The sequence below is a fragment of the Streptomyces flavofungini genome, assembly GCF_030388665.1.
Taxonomy (GTDB): domain Bacteria; phylum Actinomycetota; class Actinomycetes; order Streptomycetales; family Streptomycetaceae; genus Streptomyces; species Streptomyces flavofungini_A.
Genome location: NZ_CP128846.1, coordinates 8,670,625 through 8,687,442 on the forward strand (window position 1 = coordinate 8,670,625; position 16,818 = coordinate 8,687,442).

Sequence of the window (16,818 nt, forward strand, 5' to 3'; positions counted from 1 at the left end):
CCGACCTGTCATGATCATCTCGTCGTGTTCCACGGTGGGAGGCAAGAGATGGCGATACCGCTGCCCGATGGGCTGGCCACGCCGGCGCTGGTGGTCGATCCGGATGTGCTGGACAGGAACATCGCGCGGATGGCGGAGGCATCGCGGGCCCAAGGGTTCGCCCTGCGTCCGCACGCCAAGAGCCACAAGTCCGCGCAGATCGCGGACCGACAGCTCCGGTCCGGCGCGCGCGGCCTCTCGGTGGCCACGGTCGGCGAGGCCGAGGCGTTCGCCCGCGCGGGCGTGGAGGACCTGTTCATCGCCTACCCCGTGTGGCTCGACGCCGCCAAGGCGCGGCGGCTGCGCCGGTTGGCGGACGACGCCGCCGTGAGAGTCGGGGTGGAGTCGGTCGAGGGCGCGCGGCGGCTGGGGGACGCCGTGCGCGGCAGCGACCGGGCGGTCGAGGTGCTCGTCGAGGTCGACAGCGGGAGCCGGCGGACGGGGGTGCGGCCCGACGCCGCCGGAGAGGTCGGCGAGGCGGCCGCCGACGCGGGCCTGGACGTGGTCGGTGTGTTCACGTTCCCGGGGCACGGCTACGGCCATGACGCCCAGGCGCGCGAGCGGGCCGCGCGGGACGAGGAGCGCACGCTGGGTGAGGCCGCACAGGCGCTGCGGGACCTCGGACTCGGCGTCCGTGTCGTCAGCGGCGGATCGACTCCGACGGTGGGGCAGTGGCAGCCCGGCACGGTGAACGAGCTGCGGCCCGGTGTCTACGTCTTCAACGACGCCACGCAACTGGCCATCGGCACCTGCTCGGTGGAGGACCTCGCGCTGGTCGCGGCGGCGACGGTGATCAGCGTTCCCGCACCGGACCGCTTCGTGCTCGATGTCGGCAGCAAGGTCCTCGGCTCCGACCGGTCGTCATGGGTGACGGGCCACGGCTACCTGCCGCAGTACCCGCAGGGAGCCGTCACGGGGCTGTGGGAGCACCACGCCGTGGTGCGCCTTCCAGAAGGGGTGCGAGGGCCACGCCTGGGGTCGTTGGTCGCCGTCGTCCCCAACCACATCTGCACGCCCGTGAACCTCGCCGACGAGCTGTTGGTCGTCCGCGACCACGAGGTGATCGACCGCTGGCAGGTCACAGCACGTGGTGCCAACACCTGAACGTCACGCCTCCGCCCGATGTCCCGGCGGCCGACCGCGAGATCCAGTCAGGCGGAACGCGCCCTGACGCGTCCTGTCGTGTGTGACTAGTCCAGAACCGACGTTCGACGAACAATCTCACGCAGAAAGAGACCGCACCGGCCCCGCCAACCTCACCGGCCCTCACGCGGCCGGACTCGACACCGACCCCGCCGAGGGGCCGACGGACGCCGAGGGGGCCGAGGGGGCCGAGGGGGCCGAGAAGGAAGCCGAGCCCGAGCGGCTTCCTGCCCGGGAGACCTGGACCGTTCTGTACCGCCACTTCAAGCCGCACCGCGGCGTCGTGGCGCTCGGCGCGCTGTTCACGCTCATCGGCGCCGCCACCGGCCTCGCGCAGCCGGTCGCGGTCGAGCAGTTGGTGAGCCGGCTCCAGGACGACGAGTCGATCACCTCGATCCTCGTCCTGCTCACGGGTCTCCTGGTGATCGGGACGGCCGTCGAGTCTGTCGGCAGCTACATCCTGGAACGCACCGCGCAGTCCGTCGTCCTCGACTCCCGCCGGTCCCTCATCGGCCGCCTGCTGCGCCTGAAGGTCGCGGAGATCGAGCGCGTGCAGCCCGGCGACCTGATGTCCCGCGTCACCTCGGACACCACGCTGCTCCAGGCCGTCACCACGCAGGCCGTGGTGTCCGCGTTCTCCGGGGCGCTCACCGTCGTCGCGACCATCGTGATGATGGCCTTCATGGATCCGGTCCTCCTCGGCGTCACACTCGGCGTGATCGTCCTCATCGGCGCCGCCACCGGCCTGGTCATGCCGAAGATCTCCAAGGCCACCCAGCGCTCCCAGGAGGCCGTGGGCATGATCTCGACGGCCCTCGAGCGGGCCTTCGGCGCGTTCCGGACCCTGAAGGCCTCCGGCGCGGAGGAGCGTGAGGTCGCCAAGGTCGAGGCGGCCGCGCGGGAGGCCTGGCGGCACGGCGTGAAGTCCGCCAAGTGGCAGGCGGTGGCGTGGAGTTCGATGGGCTTCGCGATCCAGGTGTCGTTCCTCGCGGTGCTCGGTGTCGGCGGCGCCCGCGTCGCCTCCGAGGCGATCTCCGTCGCGACCCTCGTGGCGTTCCTGATGCTGCTCTTCTACCTGATCGACCCGGTGAGCCGCCTCGTCGACGCCGTCACCCAGTACCAGGTGGGCTCCGCCGCCGTGGCCCGCATCGTGCAGGCGGAGCGGATGGAGACCGAGGAAGCGGCCGTCGTCGAGGACCAGGCCGATCGACCGGGGCGGGCGGCGGGGCGGCGGGCAGCAGTGGAGCGGCCCGCGTCCGTCCTCTTCCAGGACGTCACCTTCCGCTACCGCCCCGACCTCCCCCACGTCCACCACGGAGTGACCTTCGCCGTCCCCGGCCCCGGCATGACGGCCTTCGTCGGCCCGTCCGGCGCGGGCAAGACCACCGTCTTCGGGCTCGTGGAGCGCTTCTACGACGCGACGGGCGGCCGCGTCCTCGTCGACGGCCGGGACGTACAGGACTGGCCGCTCGCCGAACTGCGCGCGACCATCGGGTACGTCGAGCAGGACGCCCCCGTCCTCGCGGGCACCCTGCGCGAGAACCTGCTGTTCGCCGCGCCGGACGCCACCGACGCAGACATCCGCGACGTCCTCGTGCGAGCACGCCTCGACGGCCTCGTGGAGAAGCTGCCGGACGGACTGGAGACCGTGGTGGGCCACCGCGGCTCCAAGCTCTCCGGCGGTGAACGCCAGCGCGTGGCCATCGCCCGCGCCCTGCTGCGCAAGCCCCGGCTGCTGCTCCTCGACGAGGCGACGTCGCAGCTGGACGCCGTCAACGAGCTGGCGCTGCGCGACGTCGTCGCCGAGGTGTCGAAGACCGTGACGGTGCTCGTCGTCGCGCACCGCCTGTCGACGGTCACGCTGGCCGACCGGATCGTCGTCATGGACGCAGGGCGGGTCCGCGCGGTCGGCACGCACGACGAACTGGTGGAGAGGGATCCGCTGTACGGCGAGCTGGCGGCGACCCAGTTCCTGGCGACGTCGTGACGGCGTGACGTCGCCCTGAAGCGGTTCCTCCTGTTCCCCGTGTTCCCCTGCTCCAGCCCCCTGGAAGCAACGCTCCGTGCCCAGGAGAAGCGATGGCTCGACGCCCGGGAAACTGGCCGGACCCGGCGCCGAGCCGTCGCTATCGTGACCGCATGACCGACTTGACCTTGGATCGCTACGCCGCCGAAATCATCGCCCAGACCGAGCAGTTGACCGCTTCGGTCAAGGGCGCCGACCTCGCCGCCCCGGTGCCGACCTGCGCCGGCTGGAGCCTCGGCGACCTGCTGCGGCACGTGGGCGGCGCGCACCGCTGGGCCGAGGAGATCGTCCGCACCCGGGCGACCGGCCCGGTCCCCGACGACCGGGTGAACGACGTCTCGGGCGACGACCGGGCGGACGCCGCCGCGCTCGGCGCCTGGCTGACCGAGGGCGCGGCCCTGTTCGCGGGCGCCCTCCGGGAGGCGGGACCGCACGCGCGGGTGTGGACGGTGGCGCCGGGCGGCACCCCGGTGTTCTGGGCGCGCCGGATGACCGTGGAGTCGGTGGTGCACCGCGCGGACGCGGTCGGGGCCGTCGACGGGACGTACGCCCTGGACCACGACGTCGCCCTCGACGCCCTGGCCGAATGGCTGGGCTTCCTCGAACTGCCGCAGGTCTACGAGTCCGTCGAGGCGATGCGCGCCCTGCTCGGCCCGGGCAGGACCATCCACTTCCACGTCACGGACGCGGCCCCCGGGGCGGAGGGCGACTGGAGAATCGACCTCACCGGCGAAGCGCCCGCCGTGCGGCGCTCCACAGCGGCGGACCGTACGCCCGAAGAAGCGGCCGCGACCGCGCGGGGTTCGGCGGCGGCACTGCTGCTGCTCATGTACCGGCGGGACTCCCTCCTGGAGGACAAGGCGGAGATCGTGGGGGACCGGGAGCTGTTCGATGAGTGGCGGGAGGGGGTCAGCGCCTGGCTCCGGAGGTGAGGAGTGCGGCGGTGGGGGGCACTGACGGAGTGCGCCCGGCCTCGCTCCGCCGGCCCCCGAAAGGCCTGAGCAGGCCCACCCCGGCGAAGCGGGCGCTCGCGGACGCGGGGGCGCGGCGGGCGTGGTCCGGTCCCCGGCGCGGTGTACCGGCGCGGGAGACCGGAAGCGGCCGCTTCGCGCTGCACCGGGGTGTGCGCGGCGTGACGCACCCCCGCCGCCCGCCGCAGGCGTGCCCCGGGCCCCATCGGCTTGAAGGGGCGTCTCACGCACCGCACTTGAGCTTGTACTCGACGACGTAGGCGCGGTTGCCACGCCCGCGTCTGCGGTAGGTGGGGTGCTGCTGCCAGGGTCCGGGCGGCCAGGGTCCCGGCTGCGCGGGCCGGGGAGGGAGTTCGTCGCGCTCGTCGGGGGCGGGGGCGGCGCACAGCGCGGGGTCGGGGGCGCGGACCGGCAAGGAGGTGAGACGGCGGACGCGGTCGTGGAACCCGCCCATGGGCAGCGGGAGTTCGACGTCGTCGTCGACGAATCGCACCGCGACGGCGGCGTACTCCATGACGGCGACGGCGACGGGCGGCCAGGACCGCAACGTCGATCGATTGGTCATCCGGAGGATGCCGAGCATCCGCAGCGTGGCCGCCACGCTGACGGCCGGGGCCTCCGTGGGCCACTCCAGTTTCAGCAGGGGCGCGCCCCGTTCGGGCCGGGGGGCGTGGCGCGGCGGGTGCTCGTCGGACGCGGGGGCGGGCAGGGCGGCGTCGGGGGTCTGCTCCCTCCACCAGGCCGCCTCCTCGGACTCGCCGAGGGTGAGGTGGTGGAGGTAGAGGCAGTAGGCCGCCGCCGTCTCCCCGGCCCCGGCGGCGTACTGCCACAGGAAGCGGGCGGTGTGGGCGCTGTCGTTGAGCCGCAGCATGCAGCCGAGGACGAGCGCGCCGGTGGGGGTGGGCAGGGACTCGGTGAGGAAGTCGGTCACGGACGCCAGGGGCATGGTGGTCACGACGGCCTCGCACAGGATCCGCAGATCGCCGTCGGCTGCCTGAGCGGTGGCATGGCGGGGGCCGTCGGCCGTGGTCGGGGCCGGGGGTGACGCGGGTCGGGTCGGCACCGGGTCGTGGGGGGTAGGGGAGTCGTCGAGCAGCAGAGCGCCCTTGAGCAGCTCATCGATCGGTGAGGTCACCGGGGTGTCCCTCCTGGGTGATGGTGCGGAGATTTGCCGTCAGATGGCGTTTGGCGTGGCGGTCCGCCGCGCGGACGGTGGCGCACGGGACGCCGAGGACGTCCGCGACGTCGTTGTCCCGCAGCCCGCGCAGGTGCAGCAGCACGATGACGTCGAGGTGCAGGGCGGGCAGCCGCCGGATCGCGTCGAAGAGGTCGAAGGTCCTGACGACCTGGGCGAGCGGGTCCGCGGCCTCGCGCTGGGCGCGGGTGTCGAACGCGGCCTCGGAGAGCGCCGGATGGCCGTCACAGCGCGGGGCGCGCTCCATCACCGTCTGGCGCAGGAGCCGCCACGCGTACTCCTCGGGCCGCGTGCTGGCCACGGCGTCCGGCCAGAGGATCAGCAGCAGGTAGAACACGTCGCTCACCGACTGCTTCGCCTCGCCGGCCCGACGCTGGAACGTGGCCGCGTACGCGGTGTAGTTCGTGCGGTGGGTGTCCCTGAAGGCGAGGAAGTCCCGGGGCGGACGCTGGCCGGGCAGGCCGTTCTTCCGCTCCTTGGCCAGGGCCTTGTGTATCCAGTTGAGGCGCTTGTCGGCCTCCTGGGCGGCGCGGACCCACTGGGCCCGGATGTCCGCGAGCGCCGGGTCGGGCAGGCGCAGGGCGACGAGCAGGTCCCGGGTGATCTGCCAGCGGGGGTAGCGGCCGACGGCCCGCAGCAGCTCGGAGATCTTGGAGCGCGGCCAGTTCGCCTCCTTCTCCAGCTGAATGAACGTCAGGCCACTGTCGTGATAGGCGCCGCGCAGGTGCTCGAGCCAGGCCCGGTGGGCCGGCTTGGTGCCCTCGGCGATGGGCCCCAGCTTGCGCCCGGGGCGCCGGTGGCGGGCGCCTCTCGGGGCCGGCTGTGCGCTCACCGAGTGCCCTGCCGGGCGTCGGCCTCGGGCGGGGGCGTACGCAATCCGTCCGCCCGCGGGCTGGTCTGCGGCCTGTGCATCAGGCTCCTTCGCTTACGTCATGATCGTGCGTCCAGGTACGTGGAGCAGCCCCTGCGACGCCACCGGCGCCCCCCGCCCCAGGAACTGGCAGCCAGCATGGGCCGCACGTGCCCCGATGGCGAGGCGATCGAGCGGTTCGGGAACATTGCCGTCGTCGCCGGGGCCGCGGAATCGGCCGTCCCGCCCGATGGCCGGTGGGCGGTCTGCCGCGTCCGACCGGCGCGGAACCCGTGGGTGTGGAAGTCCCGTGCGTGAGCTGTGGGTTGTGCGTGACCGGTGTGTGGGGAGGGCTTGCCGTGCCGTTCGGTGGGTCCTCATAATCGCGGAAGCACTTCACGGGCTCACCCCACTGGGCCCGGACACCTTGCGGGCAACTGCCCTTCTCCACGCGGTTTTTCCGAAGGGCGCCTCCGGTCATTGGGGTTGGCATGAGCCCATCAGGGTGCTGACCCCCCACCGAGAGGAAGTCCGTTGAAGAACACGGCCACGTACCTCAAGAGGGCTGTCGCCGTCGGCGCCGTCACCCTCGCCGCCGTCAGCCTGAACCCCGCCAACTCCTGGGCTGTGCCCGCTGACGGGCCCGGCGGCGACGGGCCCCGCACCAGGGTTGTCGGCGGCACCCCGGCCGAGCAGGGTGAATTCCCGTTCATGGTCCGGCTTTCGATGGGCTGTGGCGGCTCGCTCCTCGAGCAGGACGTCGTGCTCACGGCGGCCCACTGCGTCGACGGCAGCAGCGACAACCCCGACATCACCGCCACCGGCGGTGTCGTGGACCTGCAGTCGCCGGATGCCGTCACGGTCAAGGCCACCAAGGTCATCCAGGCGCCCGGCTACAACGGCACGGGCAAGGACTGGGCGGTCATCAAGCTGGAGAAGGCCATCGACCAGCCGACGCTGCCGATAGCCGAGAACGACTCGTTCGACAAGGGCGACTTCACCATCGCCGGCTGGGGCGCCGACAAGGAGGGCGGCAACCAGCAGCGCCACCTCCTCAAGGCCCAGGTGCCGTTCGTGGACGACGCGACCTGCAAGGGCGCCTACTCCAACCTGGTCGAGAACGAGGAGCTGTGCGCCGGAAAGATGGACACCGGCGGCGTCGACACCTGTCAGGGCGACTCCGGCGGCCCCATGTTCCGCAAGGACGACAACGACAAGCTGGTCCAGGTCGGCATCGTGAGCTGGGGCGAGGGCTGCGCCCGTCCGACCAAGCCGGGCGTCTACACCCAGGTGAGTCACTTCGCGGCCGACATCAAGAAGGCGGCGGGCGAGCTGGGCTGACGCCCGTCCCGTGCGGGCGGGCCGCTGTCTGAGCCCGTCCGGTGAGTCTGTACGCGCCGTGCGTCCGCGGGGGCCGGTTCCGACCGCCCCGCGGACGCACGGCGCACCCGTGTGCCGACCGCGCGACCCGCCAGATCTCGATCCCGCTCCCCGGTCTTCACTCGTACGTGCGGCCGCTCGCCAAGATCCTTGCCTGTCCGCACGCGGTCGCCGACCCTGGCGGAGGCCAAGATCCTCCTCGATCCGCAGGTGGGACGGCCCGACCCCCAGGCTTGCGGGTAGAAGGAGTGCGAATGCTGCGACGGTCACTGGCAAAACGAGCGTTGTTGGCCTCCAGTGTCACCGTCGCGCTCGCGACGGGCGCAGGACCGACGGCGCTGGCGGCGACACCGGGTTCAGTCGAACACACCCTGGTCCGGGCAGCCGGTCAGGCCCCGATGGCCCCTCCCGGCTGCACTCTCAGGAACATCGACGGCGGTCGGACCGCGGAGGCCAGGTGCATCACTCCCGGTCACTACGAGCACTTCGTCAAGTGCAGGACACCGACCGGGTACGACCTCCGCATCGAATACTTCGTCACCGACTCCGACGTGTTCTGCGAACGAGGCGTGATGACTCACGACGTTCGCAAGGTCGAGGGCCTGTGAAGTGCGTCCGTCGGCGAGCGTGTCCCAAGCCCTGATCCTCAGGCGGGCTGTTGGGTGGCCTCGTGCGCACCGGCGCTGATCAGGCCCGTCTCGTAGGCGACGATGACGGCCTGGACACGGTCACGCAGTCGGAGTTTGGCGAGGATGCGGGCGACGTGCGTCTTGACCGTCGCCTCGGCCAGATGCAGGCGGGAGGCGAGTTCGGCGTTGCTCAGGCCGCGGGCCAGCAGGCCGAGCACCTCCAGTTCGCGTGGGGTGAGCGGGGCGAGGCCACGGGGGAGCGCGGCGGTGTCGCTGTCGGGCGGGCCGCCGGATCGATGGTCGCCTCCGGCACAGGCGAAACGCCGTACGAGGCGGCGGGTGATGGTGGGCGCGAGGAGGGCGTCGCCGGTCCGGACCGTGCGGACGGCCGCGGTCAGCTGCTCGGGGGTGACGTCCTTGAGGAGGAAGCCGCTGGCCCCGGCGGACAGTGCCGCGTAGACGTACCGGTCGAGGTCGAAGGTGGTCAGGATGATGACCCGGGGAGTGGCGGGGGGCGGGGGCTCCTCCGCTCCTCGGACGGCGTCGGGGGAGCGGGGCGGCGCGAGGATGCGGCGGGTGGCCTCCAGGCCGTCCATCTCGGGCATCCTGACGTCCATCAGGACCACGTCGGGACGTGTGCGGCGCACCGCTTCGACCGCTTCGGCTCCGTTGGTCGCCTCGGCGACGACGTCGATGCCGTCGGCGCCGAGGATCAGTCGGAAGCCGGTGCGGACCAGGGTCTGGTCGTCGGCGAGGAGCACACGGAGCGGCTCGGTCACGGTGCCTCCAAGGGGATCAGGGCCTCCACACGGTAGCCGCCGGTCAGGCGCCGGCCGGTGTTCAGGGTTCCGTCGTAGACGGCGAGGCGCTCGCGCAGGCCGATCAGACCCCGGCCGCTGCCGGCGGCCGCGTCCGCGCAGGGGCGGCCCCCGGCGTCGGTGACTTCCACCCGGAGCCGTTCCGGGCGGTATTCCACGGTCACGGCGGCGGTGGCGCCGGAAGCGTGCTTCACGGTGTTGGTCAGGGCTTCCTGGACCACGCGGTACGCGGCGAGTTCGAGACCGGGCGGGAGGGGACGGGGCGGCCCCGTCACGGTCAGTTCGACGGGCAGCCCGGTGTCCCGGACCCGTCCGACCAGCGTTTCCAGCTGGCCGAGGCCGGGCTGCGGGGCCAGCTCCGCCGCCACGTCGACCACGTCGGCACCCCGACGCGTCTCCTCGTCCTCGTCGGCCATGGTGAGCAGCCCCATGACGTGGCGCAGCTCGGTCATGGCCGCCCGCCCTCCCGCCTCGACGGCGAGCAGCGCCTCGCCCGCCTGCTCGGGCGATGACCTCATGATCGTGCGCGCGGCGCCCGCCTGGATGACCATCACGCTGACGTTGTGCGTGACGACGTCGTGCAGTTCGCGTGCGATGCGGGCCCGTTCGTGCTCGACAGCACGGCGCAGCGCCTCGGCCTGCTCGCGCTCCAGGGCGGACAGGCGGGTGCGGCCCTCGACGGTGCGGAGTTTCCAGGTACGCAGGCCGACGGCGGCCACAGCCATCGGGACCAGGATCAGCAAGGCGATGTACTCGTTGGGGACGATCGGCGTCACGGAGTTCCCCGAGGTGCCGACCAGGAGGACCGACACCGGCAGCGCCGCCAGGGTCGCCACCCGGTACGGGCTGTACACGGCGGCGCTGTAGACGGCGATGACGAACGCGTAGAAGGTCAGCCGCAGGACGCTCTGCGGTGTCGCCAGCGTCGCGGCCGTCACGACGCACAGCACGGCGAGCGGATAGCGGCGACGCAGCGCCAGCGCACCCGAGGCGACCGCCGCGAGGGCCACCATGAAGGCCAGGCCGCCGGGGCCGTGCGGGCGCGGCACGGCGTGCTGCACGCCGGGCGCGATCTCACGCACCACGACGTTGCCGACGTTGTCGATGCCGTAGTAGACGGTGGAGATGCCGATGACCAGGGCCACCAGCGCGTCGAACCGCCAGGCGCGCCGGGTGGGCCGCAGCGGCGGACCGCTCGGGATCCGGGCGTCGCGGACCGTCCGGCGGGCGGCCTCCCGCAGCTGGTCCAGCGATGCCCGCAGCCGCTTCGGCGTCGTACGTACGTTCATCACCGGCTCATTGTTGCCGCCGCGCGGCCCCGTGGAGTCCTTCTTGGCGGTCGTCGTCGACGCACCGCGTACATCACCCGCCTACATCCCAGGGATGACGTTCGCGCGGCTGATCCCAGCGGGGTACCGCAAAGGGTTCGGGCGGGCGACGCGCGCGGGCCGGGCCCGCTCCTAGCGTTCACGCATCCAACTGTCCGTAGCCAAGGAGCCTTCCATGACCGTGCCCGTGATCGAGCTGCGCGAGGTGAGCCGCCGGTACGACGACGGCCCGCCCGCCCTGCACGAGGTGTCCCTGACTGTGCGGCCCGGCGAGTCCGTCGCGATCCTCGGCCCCTCCGGCAGCGGCAAGTCCACCCTGCTCAACCTGATCGCGGGCCTGGACCGGCCCGACGCGGGGACCGTCACCGTGGACGGGGTGCGGGTGGACCGGCTCGGCGAAGGCGGATCGGCGCGCTACCGGCGGTCCAAGATCGGCATGGTCTTCCAGTTCTTCAACCTGCTCGACGATCTGACCGTCACCGACAACGTCGTCCTGCCCGCGCGCCTCGCGGGGATGGCACGGAGGGAGGCGGACCGCAGGGCGGCGGAGCTCCTTCAGCTCCTCGCCGTCGACCGGCACGCCCGCGCCCACCCGGGGCGGCTGTCCGGCGGCGAGCGGCAACGCGTCGCGGTGGCACGGGCGTTGATGAACCGGCCGCCGCTGCTCCTGGCGGACGAGCCGACCGGTGCCCTGGACACGGCCGCCGGACAGGACGTCAGCAGGCTGCTGACCGGCCTCAACGCCGAGGGCCAGACCGTCGTCGTGGTCACCCACGACCTGGCTCTGGCGCGGTCCTGCACGAACCGTACGGTCCGGATCGCCGACGGCCGGATCACCGAGGACGCCTCCTCGCGGGCCGTCGCCACGGAGGCCGTCCGATGAGCGCGCTCGGCAAGGTGGTGCGATCGGGGGTGGGGCGACGGCGGGTGCAGACCCTGGTGATCGGGCTCGCCACGATGATGGCGGTGGCCGCCTCCGTCATGGGCGGATCGCTGCTCGTGGTGTCCGGCGCGCCCTTCGACGACGCCTTCGCGGAGCGCCGCGGGGCCCATCTGTCCATGGAGTTCGACGCGAGTGAGGTGAGTGCCGGGCAGCTGTCGAGGTCCAAGGACGCCGAGGGGGTGATCAGTTCGACCGGCCCTTTCCGTGCGGCGACGGTCACTCCGCGGTCGGACGGGGCGGGCCCCGAGTGGCCGATGACCGTGGTGGGCCGGGGTGACCCCGGCCGGGACGTGGACGAGGTGGCGCTGCTCGACGGGCGGTGGCCCGCGCGTTCCGGCGAGATCGTGCTGTCCGCCGAAGCCGCGGTCGTCCCGACCCTGGGCAGGAAACTCGCCTTCCCCGATCTGCCCGGCGATCCGGCGCTGACGGTGGTCGGCGTGGCGCGCTCGGTCACGCACACCGCTGACGCCTGGGTGGTGCCTTCCCAGATGCCGGCGCTCACCGTGCCCGGCAGCGGCGGCCACCAGATGCTCTACCGCTTCACCGACGCGGGCACCGCCGCAGAGATCACCGCGGGCGCCGAGGCCGTCACCCGACACCTGCCGCCCAAGGCGGTCGTAGGGGAAAAGTCCTGGCTCACCGTCAGGAAGAACGCCGAGCGCGACACCGCCGTCTACGTCCCCTTCCTCCTCGCGTTCGGCGCCCTGGGCCTGGTCATGTCCGTGCTCATCGTCGGCAACGTCGTCGCCTCGGCCGTCGGCACGGGAACGCGTCGCATCGGCATTCTGAAGGCCGTCGGCCTCACCCCGCCCCAGGTCGTGCGGGCCTACGTGGGTCAGGCGCTGATCCCGGCCGCCGTCGGCACGGCCCTCGGCGTGCTCGCCGGCCACCTGCTCGCCGTGCCCGTACTGGCCGAGACCGAGGAGGTCTACGGCACCTCGTCCCTCGGCATCGCCCCCTGGGTCGACCTGGTGGTGATCGCCGGGGTGCTCGGCCTGGTGGCGGTGACCGCGTGGGCGAGCGCCTGGCGGGCGGGGCGGCTGCGCACGGTCGACGCGCTCGCCCTGGGGCGCAACTCCTCGGCGGGGCGCGGCCGGTGGGCGGCCCGCCTGACCGCACGGCTGCCGCTGCCGCAGCCGGTCGCCCTGGGCCTGGCCCGGCCCTTCGCCCGGCCCGTCCGCACCCTGGCGATGGGCACCGCGATCCTGTTCGGCGCCATCGCGGTCACGTTCACCGTGGGCATGGGCGCCACGCTCAACCAGGTGATGAAGGCCAAGGCGCACGACGTCGCCGACGTTGTCGTGCCCGCGCCCCTGCCGGACTTCGGACCCCAGGGTCCCGGGCGCGGCCCCGAGAAGCAGCCCGAACCCGCTGCGGTCGCCACGGCCATCAAGGCCGCCACCGGAACCGGGAAGTACTACAGCGTCGCGAGGGTACGCGCGACCGCGTCCGGCCTGACCGGCACCATCGATGTGAACGCCTTCACCGGCGACGCCTCCTGGGGCGGCTACACCATGGTCTCGGGCCGCTGGGTCGACAGACCCGGCGAGGCCGTGGTCCCGACCCCCTTCCTGACCGCCACCGGCTCCCGCGTCGGCGACACCGTCACCTTGAACGGCCTGGCCGAGCCGGTCACGGTACGCATCGTCGGCGAGGTCCTCGACCCCCGCAACGACGGCATGCAGGTCTTCACCGACGCCTCGACCCTCGCCGGCGCACATCCCGACCTGACGGAGACCAGCCATCACATCGCGGTCACATCGGGCACCGACGTCTCCCACTACGTCGACACGTTGAACAAGGACCTGACCCCGCTGGGCGCCACCGCCCGGGCCGGCGGGCCCGACGCCGGTGGAGACATGGTCGCCACGCTCAACTCACTGTCCGCGATCCTCACGTTGATGCTCGTCGCCGTCGCTGCGCTCGGTGTGCTCAACGGCGTACTGCTCGACACCCGCGAGCGCGTGCGGGAACTCGGAGTCCACAAGGCGCTCGGCATGACCCCCCGTCAGACCATCATGATGGTCATCACCTCGGTCGCCGTGACCGGACTCCTCGCGGGCGCCGCGGGTGTGCCGCTCGGCGTCGCCCTCCACGGCCGGGTCCTCCCCGCGATGGGCGACAGCGTGGGGCTCCGCCTTCCCGATTCCACCATCGCCGTCTACCACACGGCGGAACTCCTCCCGCTCGTACTCGGCGGCCTGCTCATCGCCACCCTGGGCGCACTCCTGCCCGCCGGCTGGGCGGCAAGGGCCCGAACCGCAGTGGCCTTGCGCACCGAATAGTCGGTGCGCCGAAGAGGAGGTCGGCTGCCCGGTGCGACGTCCCGCTCTTCATGGAACCGTTGCGGAATCCTCTTCTCTGACAGAGAGTTTGATCTCGGCGTCTTACAGGCACGGGGGGTGCACAGCGTTGACGTATGACATGCAGCGCCAGCGGGGCGGGGTCGGACGGGAAACCGTGGAAGTCCCGCTGTCCGTCGGTCAGAGCTCGTTGTTCTTCATCCACGAGATGGCTCCGGAGTCGACCATGTACAACATGGCCGTCGGCATCACGATGCGGGAGAGGTTCGACGACGAGCGTCTCAGGGGCGCATGGGCGAGGGTGTGGGCCCGCCATCCGGTGCTCACGGGAGTCGTCCGCGCGGGAGCGGGCGGTTACGCACAGCACTGGTACGCGGCCGAGCCGACGTGCACGGTGCGTGAGGTACCCGGCATGGATGCCGACGAGCTCACGCGACTGGTGAACGAGGACTACTCCCTCGCCTTCGCCCTGAAGAAGGAAGCGCCCGCCCGACTGTTCCTCTATCAGCACGCGAGGGGCTCCACGCTGCTCATGGTGGTGCACCACATGGCGGGTGACCTGACCTCCCTCTTCGCCGTGTGCGAAGACCTCCTCGCCGGGCATCGCGAGGGCGCTGCCGAGGAGACGGTCGAGCCGGACACCTCGTACGCCCGCTACGTCGCGCACGAACGCACCTTCTTGGAGAGCGCCAGGTCGGAACCCATGCGCCGGTACTGGGCGGAGCGCCTCGACGGCTGTACCTTCGCGCTCGACGTTCCCGGCGCGTCCGGGTCCACCGTGGCCGCGGACGCCCCGGCGCTGGCCCGGTTCACCCTGCCGCGCCCACTGGCGGACGGGATCCGGCGCACGGCCGACGACAGCGGTACGTCCACCGCCACGGTCCTGCTCGCGGCCTTCAACGTGCTGCTGCACAAACTCACCGGTGCGAGCGACATCGTCGTGGGCTTCCCCATCGAGGGCCGCAAGAAGCCCTTCAAGCGCACCGTCGGGTACTTCGTCAACTCGCTGCCCCTGCGCACCAGTGTGGCCGCGGACGACAGATTCCACTCCGTGCTGTCCGCCACCCATGCGGCACTCGTCGGTGCGGTCCGGCACCAGGCGATACCGATACCCGCCGTGCTCAGCAGCGTCAGCCCCGAAGTCGTGAGGGCCATCCACCAGGTGAGCTTCCAGTTCGAGCCCGAACGCATCTCCCACGGGGCCCGCATGCACTTCGGCGACCTGGGAGCGGCTCAGTTGTTCGGCCACGAGGTCGAAGCCGTCCCGATCCGTCAGCAGGTCGGCCAGTTCCCCCTGTGGATGCAGATCGGCGAGATGGAGGGTGCCCTGCAGGGCGGCCTGCACTTCGACCCCGCGAGGTTCGGCATCGAGGACGCCACCGGTTACGTGCGGCTGTACGAGGCGCTGGTGCGGGACATCGTGGCCGACGCGACCGCCTGCGTGGCCGACCTGGGGGCCGGCTGGACGGGGTCCGACTAGGCCGGCGCGGAGGTCGGACGGGGACACGCCGCACCGGCCGGAGGGTGTCAGGCCGGGGGCTGTGTCATGCGGTTGTTGCCCATGGTGTCGCTCCCGCTCACCAGGACGCACGCGTGGCCCGGGAACAGGGGTGAGGAGTCCTGGTCGACGATGTTGACCTTGGGGATCGTGTAGCGGGCGGACAGCCCGAGCCTGCGCCGGTCCGACGTGTTCTTGTTGGAGTGGTGCATCAACTGCTCGCTGAAGAGGAAGAACTCACCGGGGGCGAGTTCCATGTCGATCGCCGTGGTGGTGTCGACGAGAGCCGGGTCGATCTCCTGCGGGAACGCCTTCCCCGGGCGCGAGGGCACGTGGTGCAGCAGCTCACGGTGCGAGCCGGGGATGATCTGCACGCACGAGTTCTCCGCCGTCGCCTCGTCGACCGCCAGCCAGAGGGAGAGGTTCACGGGCGGATCGAGCGGCCAGCTGTCGATGTCCTGGTGCCAGGGCACCTCGAGGCCGCCCGGCTCCTTGTTGAACAGGAACGTGGACCACAGCAGGATGTCGTCGCCGAGCAGGCTCCGCACCCGGCCGAGCACTTCCGGCAGGGTGGCGAGATCGTGCACCGGACGATGGTCCAGGTGACGGGAGTGCAGGGGCGTCGCCGGATTCGGTCCCGGCGAGGTGAGCACCTCGGCGTCGATGTGCTGGCGGAAGGCGTCCATCTCCTCGGGCGAGCAGGCGACGTAGGGCCCGAGGAAACCCTGCTCGTGGAATCGGGTGACCTCGTCGCGGGTCAGTGCTGCGGTGGTGGTGTCCATGGAGATCACGGTGGCACCGGGCGGCCCCCGGCGACCATGGCCGAGGCCGGGTAAAGTTTGCACTCAACCGCGCGCCTCAGCGCGCTCGGTAGGTCCGCGGGGAGACACCCATCACGGACTTGAACTGGCGGCTGAAGAGATAGACGTCGCAGTACCCGAGGCCGCGGGCGATCCGAGTGATCGTTTCCTGTGTCTCGTCGAGCAGCCGCGCGGCGTGCTGGATCCGCCGCCGCACCAGCCACACCTTCGGCGGGCAGCCGTAGGTCCGGCGGAAACAGCGGGTGAAGTGCTCCGGGGACATCCGAAGGAGCCGGGCCAGCTCGGCCGGGTGCACCCGCTCGGCGACCCGCTCGTCGGCGTGGTCCTCCAAGAGGCGCCGCTGCGCGGCGTCAAGCGCCGGACGTACGGTCTGCTGCTGCTCCGCGAGCCGGAGAGCCGAGCTGAACAGCAGCTCGAGCGCGGCCCGCATCCGGACCTCGCGGAACGGCTGCCGTTCCTCCCTCTCGCTGATCAGCAGGTCGAGGGGCGCCCGCAGCTCCCACGCGCCGGGCAGCACCACGACCGGCCCCAGCGGCGGTTCCTCCGCGGGCGCCGGCGGCAGCTGGAGCCGGTAGAGAGCGAGCGGCCGCGATGCGGCGGCGCGCAACGTGAACGGCACCCCGGGCTTGAGCCACACCAGGGTCCCCGGCCCCACCTGGATCCGCTGGTGGCCGGCCACGCCCTCGTACCGGCCGGCCACCACGAGGTGGATCACATGCTCGGAGTGCCCGCGGTCGTACGACACCTCCCAATTCGTCGGCGCTGTCCCGTACTTCAGCACCCCGATCTCGGGATACCGATCGAGACGCCGCAGCCAGTCGCGATCCTCCCGTGCCCTCTCCGGGGCCTCCAGCAGAACGGGCATCGCAGACAT

The 16,818-nt window shown here is 72.0% G+C and carries 14 protein-coding genes; 8 read left to right on the plus strand and 6 right to left on the minus strand.

Features of this window, described 5'->3' with window-relative positions; all coding sequences use genetic code 11:
* Positions 1 to 48 precede the first annotated feature (48 nt).
* The 3 genes from QUY26_RS37640 (at position 49) to QUY26_RS37650 (ending at position 4,140) form a co-directional block, all read left to right on the plus strand.
* Entirely contained in the window at positions 49 to 1,143 is a 1,095-nt protein-coding gene (locus QUY26_RS37640; protein ID WP_289954758.1) for an alanine racemase, read from the plus strand.
* A gap of 289 nt (positions 1,144 to 1,432) precedes the next feature.
* Entirely contained in the window at positions 1,433 to 3,169 is a 1,737-nt protein-coding gene (locus tag QUY26_RS37645; RefSeq protein WP_289956368.1) for an ABC transporter ATP-binding protein, read from the plus strand.
* A 152-nt stretch (positions 3,170 to 3,321) separates the two neighbouring features.
* Positions 3,322 to 4,140 (plus strand): maleylpyruvate isomerase family mycothiol-dependent enzyme, encoded by an 819-nt coding sequence (locus tag QUY26_RS37650; protein ID WP_289954761.1) that lies wholly within the window; start codon positions 3,322 to 3,324, stop codon positions 4,138 to 4,140.
* A gap of 262 nt (positions 4,141 to 4,402) precedes the next feature.
* Here QUY26_RS37650 and QUY26_RS37655 read toward each other — a convergent pair whose 3' ends face one another.
* Positions 4,403 to 5,314 (minus strand): hypothetical protein, encoded by a 912-nt coding sequence (locus QUY26_RS37655; RefSeq protein ID WP_289954763.1) that lies wholly within the window; start codon positions 5,312 to 5,314, stop codon positions 4,403 to 4,405.
* Positions 5,295 to 6,206 carry a sigma-70 family RNA polymerase sigma factor gene (locus tag QUY26_RS37660; protein ID WP_289954765.1) on the minus strand — a complete coding sequence of 304 codons (912 nt, stop codon included), beginning with the start codon at positions 6,204 to 6,206 and terminating at the stop codon, positions 5,295 to 5,297. The genes QUY26_RS37655 and QUY26_RS37660 overlap by 20 nt, the downstream gene beginning before the upstream one ends.
* A 552-nt stretch (positions 6,207 to 6,758) precedes the next feature.
* On the opposite strand from QUY26_RS37660, the gene QUY26_RS37665 reads away from it, so the two are divergent.
* Complete coding sequence (locus QUY26_RS37665; RefSeq protein ID WP_289954766.1) at positions 6,759 to 7,565, plus strand: S1 family peptidase; 807 nt, start codon at positions 6,759 to 6,761, stop codon at positions 7,563 to 7,565.
* 293 nt (positions 7,566 to 7,858) lie between these two features.
* Positions 7,859 to 8,212: a hypothetical protein gene (locus tag QUY26_RS37670; protein ID WP_289954769.1), complete on the plus strand. Its 354-nt coding sequence runs from the start codon at positions 7,859 to 7,861 to the stop codon at positions 8,210 to 8,212.
* Between the two features lie 38 nt (positions 8,213 to 8,250).
* Here QUY26_RS37670 and QUY26_RS37675 read toward each other — a convergent pair whose 3' ends face one another.
* The gene (locus QUY26_RS37675) at positions 8,251 to 9,012 is read right to left on the minus strand and encodes a response regulator (RefSeq protein WP_289954771.1); all 762 of its coding nucleotides are present in this window, start codon (positions 9,010 to 9,012) and stop codon (positions 8,251 to 8,253) included.
* Entirely contained in the window at positions 9,009 to 10,340 is a 1,332-nt protein-coding gene (locus QUY26_RS37680) for a sensor histidine kinase (RefSeq protein ID WP_289954773.1), read from the minus strand. Before QUY26_RS37680 ends, QUY26_RS37675 begins: the two co-directional genes overlap by 4 nt.
* A 214-nt stretch (positions 10,341 to 10,554) precedes the next feature.
* Between QUY26_RS37680 and QUY26_RS37685 the strand changes: the two genes are divergently transcribed.
* The 3 genes from QUY26_RS37685 (at position 10,555) to QUY26_RS37695 (ending at position 15,105) form a co-directional block, all read left to right on the plus strand.
* The gene (locus QUY26_RS37685; RefSeq protein ID WP_289954775.1) at positions 10,555 to 11,262 is read left to right on the plus strand and encodes an ABC transporter ATP-binding protein; all 708 of its coding nucleotides are present in this window, start codon (positions 10,555 to 10,557) and stop codon (positions 11,260 to 11,262) included.
* Positions 11,259 to 13,607: an ABC transporter permease gene (locus QUY26_RS37690; protein WP_289954778.1), complete on the plus strand. Its 2,349-nt coding sequence runs from the start codon at positions 11,259 to 11,261 to the stop codon at positions 13,605 to 13,607. Before QUY26_RS37685 ends, QUY26_RS37690 begins: the two co-directional genes overlap by 4 nt.
* A 127-nt stretch (positions 13,608 to 13,734) precedes the next feature.
* The gene (locus QUY26_RS37695; protein ID WP_289954780.1) at positions 13,735 to 15,105 is read left to right on the plus strand and encodes a condensation domain-containing protein; all 1,371 of its coding nucleotides are present in this window, start codon (positions 13,735 to 13,737) and stop codon (positions 15,103 to 15,105) included.
* Positions 15,106 to 15,152: 47 nt separating this feature from the next.
* On the opposite strand, the gene QUY26_RS37700 is transcribed toward QUY26_RS37695, so the two are convergent.
* Positions 15,153 to 15,905: a phytanoyl-CoA dioxygenase family protein gene (locus QUY26_RS37700; RefSeq protein ID WP_289954782.1), complete on the minus strand. Its 753-nt coding sequence runs from the start codon at positions 15,903 to 15,905 to the stop codon at positions 15,153 to 15,155.
* 76 nt (positions 15,906 to 15,981) lie between these two features.
* Positions 15,982 to 16,809: a helix-turn-helix domain-containing protein gene (locus QUY26_RS37705; RefSeq protein ID WP_289954783.1), complete on the minus strand. Its 828-nt coding sequence runs from the start codon at positions 16,807 to 16,809 to the stop codon at positions 15,982 to 15,984.
* Positions 16,810 to 16,818 lie beyond the last annotated feature (9 nt).

What these genes read in the sequence shown, in the direction of transcription:
- QUY26_RS37700 (WP_289954782.1), bottom strand. Translation starts at nt 15,905, where the DNA reads ATGGACACCACCACCGCAGCACTGACCCGCGACGAGGTCACCCGATTC.
- QUY26_RS37650 (WP_289954761.1), top strand. Translation starts at nt 3,322, where the DNA reads ATGACCGACTTGACCTTGGATCGCTACGCCGCCGAAATCATCGCCCAG.
- QUY26_RS37640 (WP_289954758.1), top strand. Translation starts at nt 49, where the DNA reads ATGGCGATACCGCTGCCCGATGGGCTGGCCACGCCGGCGCTGGTGGTC.
- QUY26_RS37705 (WP_289954783.1), bottom strand. Translation starts at nt 16,809, where the DNA reads ATGCCCGTTCTGCTGGAGGCCCCGGAGAGGGCACGGGAGGATCGCGAC.
- QUY26_RS37685 (WP_289954775.1), top strand. Translation starts at nt 10,555, where the DNA reads ATGACCGTGCCCGTGATCGAGCTGCGCGAGGTGAGCCGCCGGTACGAC.
- QUY26_RS37680 (WP_289954773.1), bottom strand. Translation starts at nt 10,340, where the DNA reads ATGAACGTACGTACGACGCCGAAGCGGCTGCGGGCATCGCTGGACCAG.
- QUY26_RS37690 (WP_289954778.1), top strand. Translation starts at nt 11,259, where the DNA reads ATGAGCGCGCTCGGCAAGGTGGTGCGATCGGGGGTGGGGCGACGGCGG.
- QUY26_RS37670 (WP_289954769.1), top strand. Translation starts at nt 7,859, where the DNA reads ATGCTGCGACGGTCACTGGCAAAACGAGCGTTGTTGGCCTCCAGTGTC.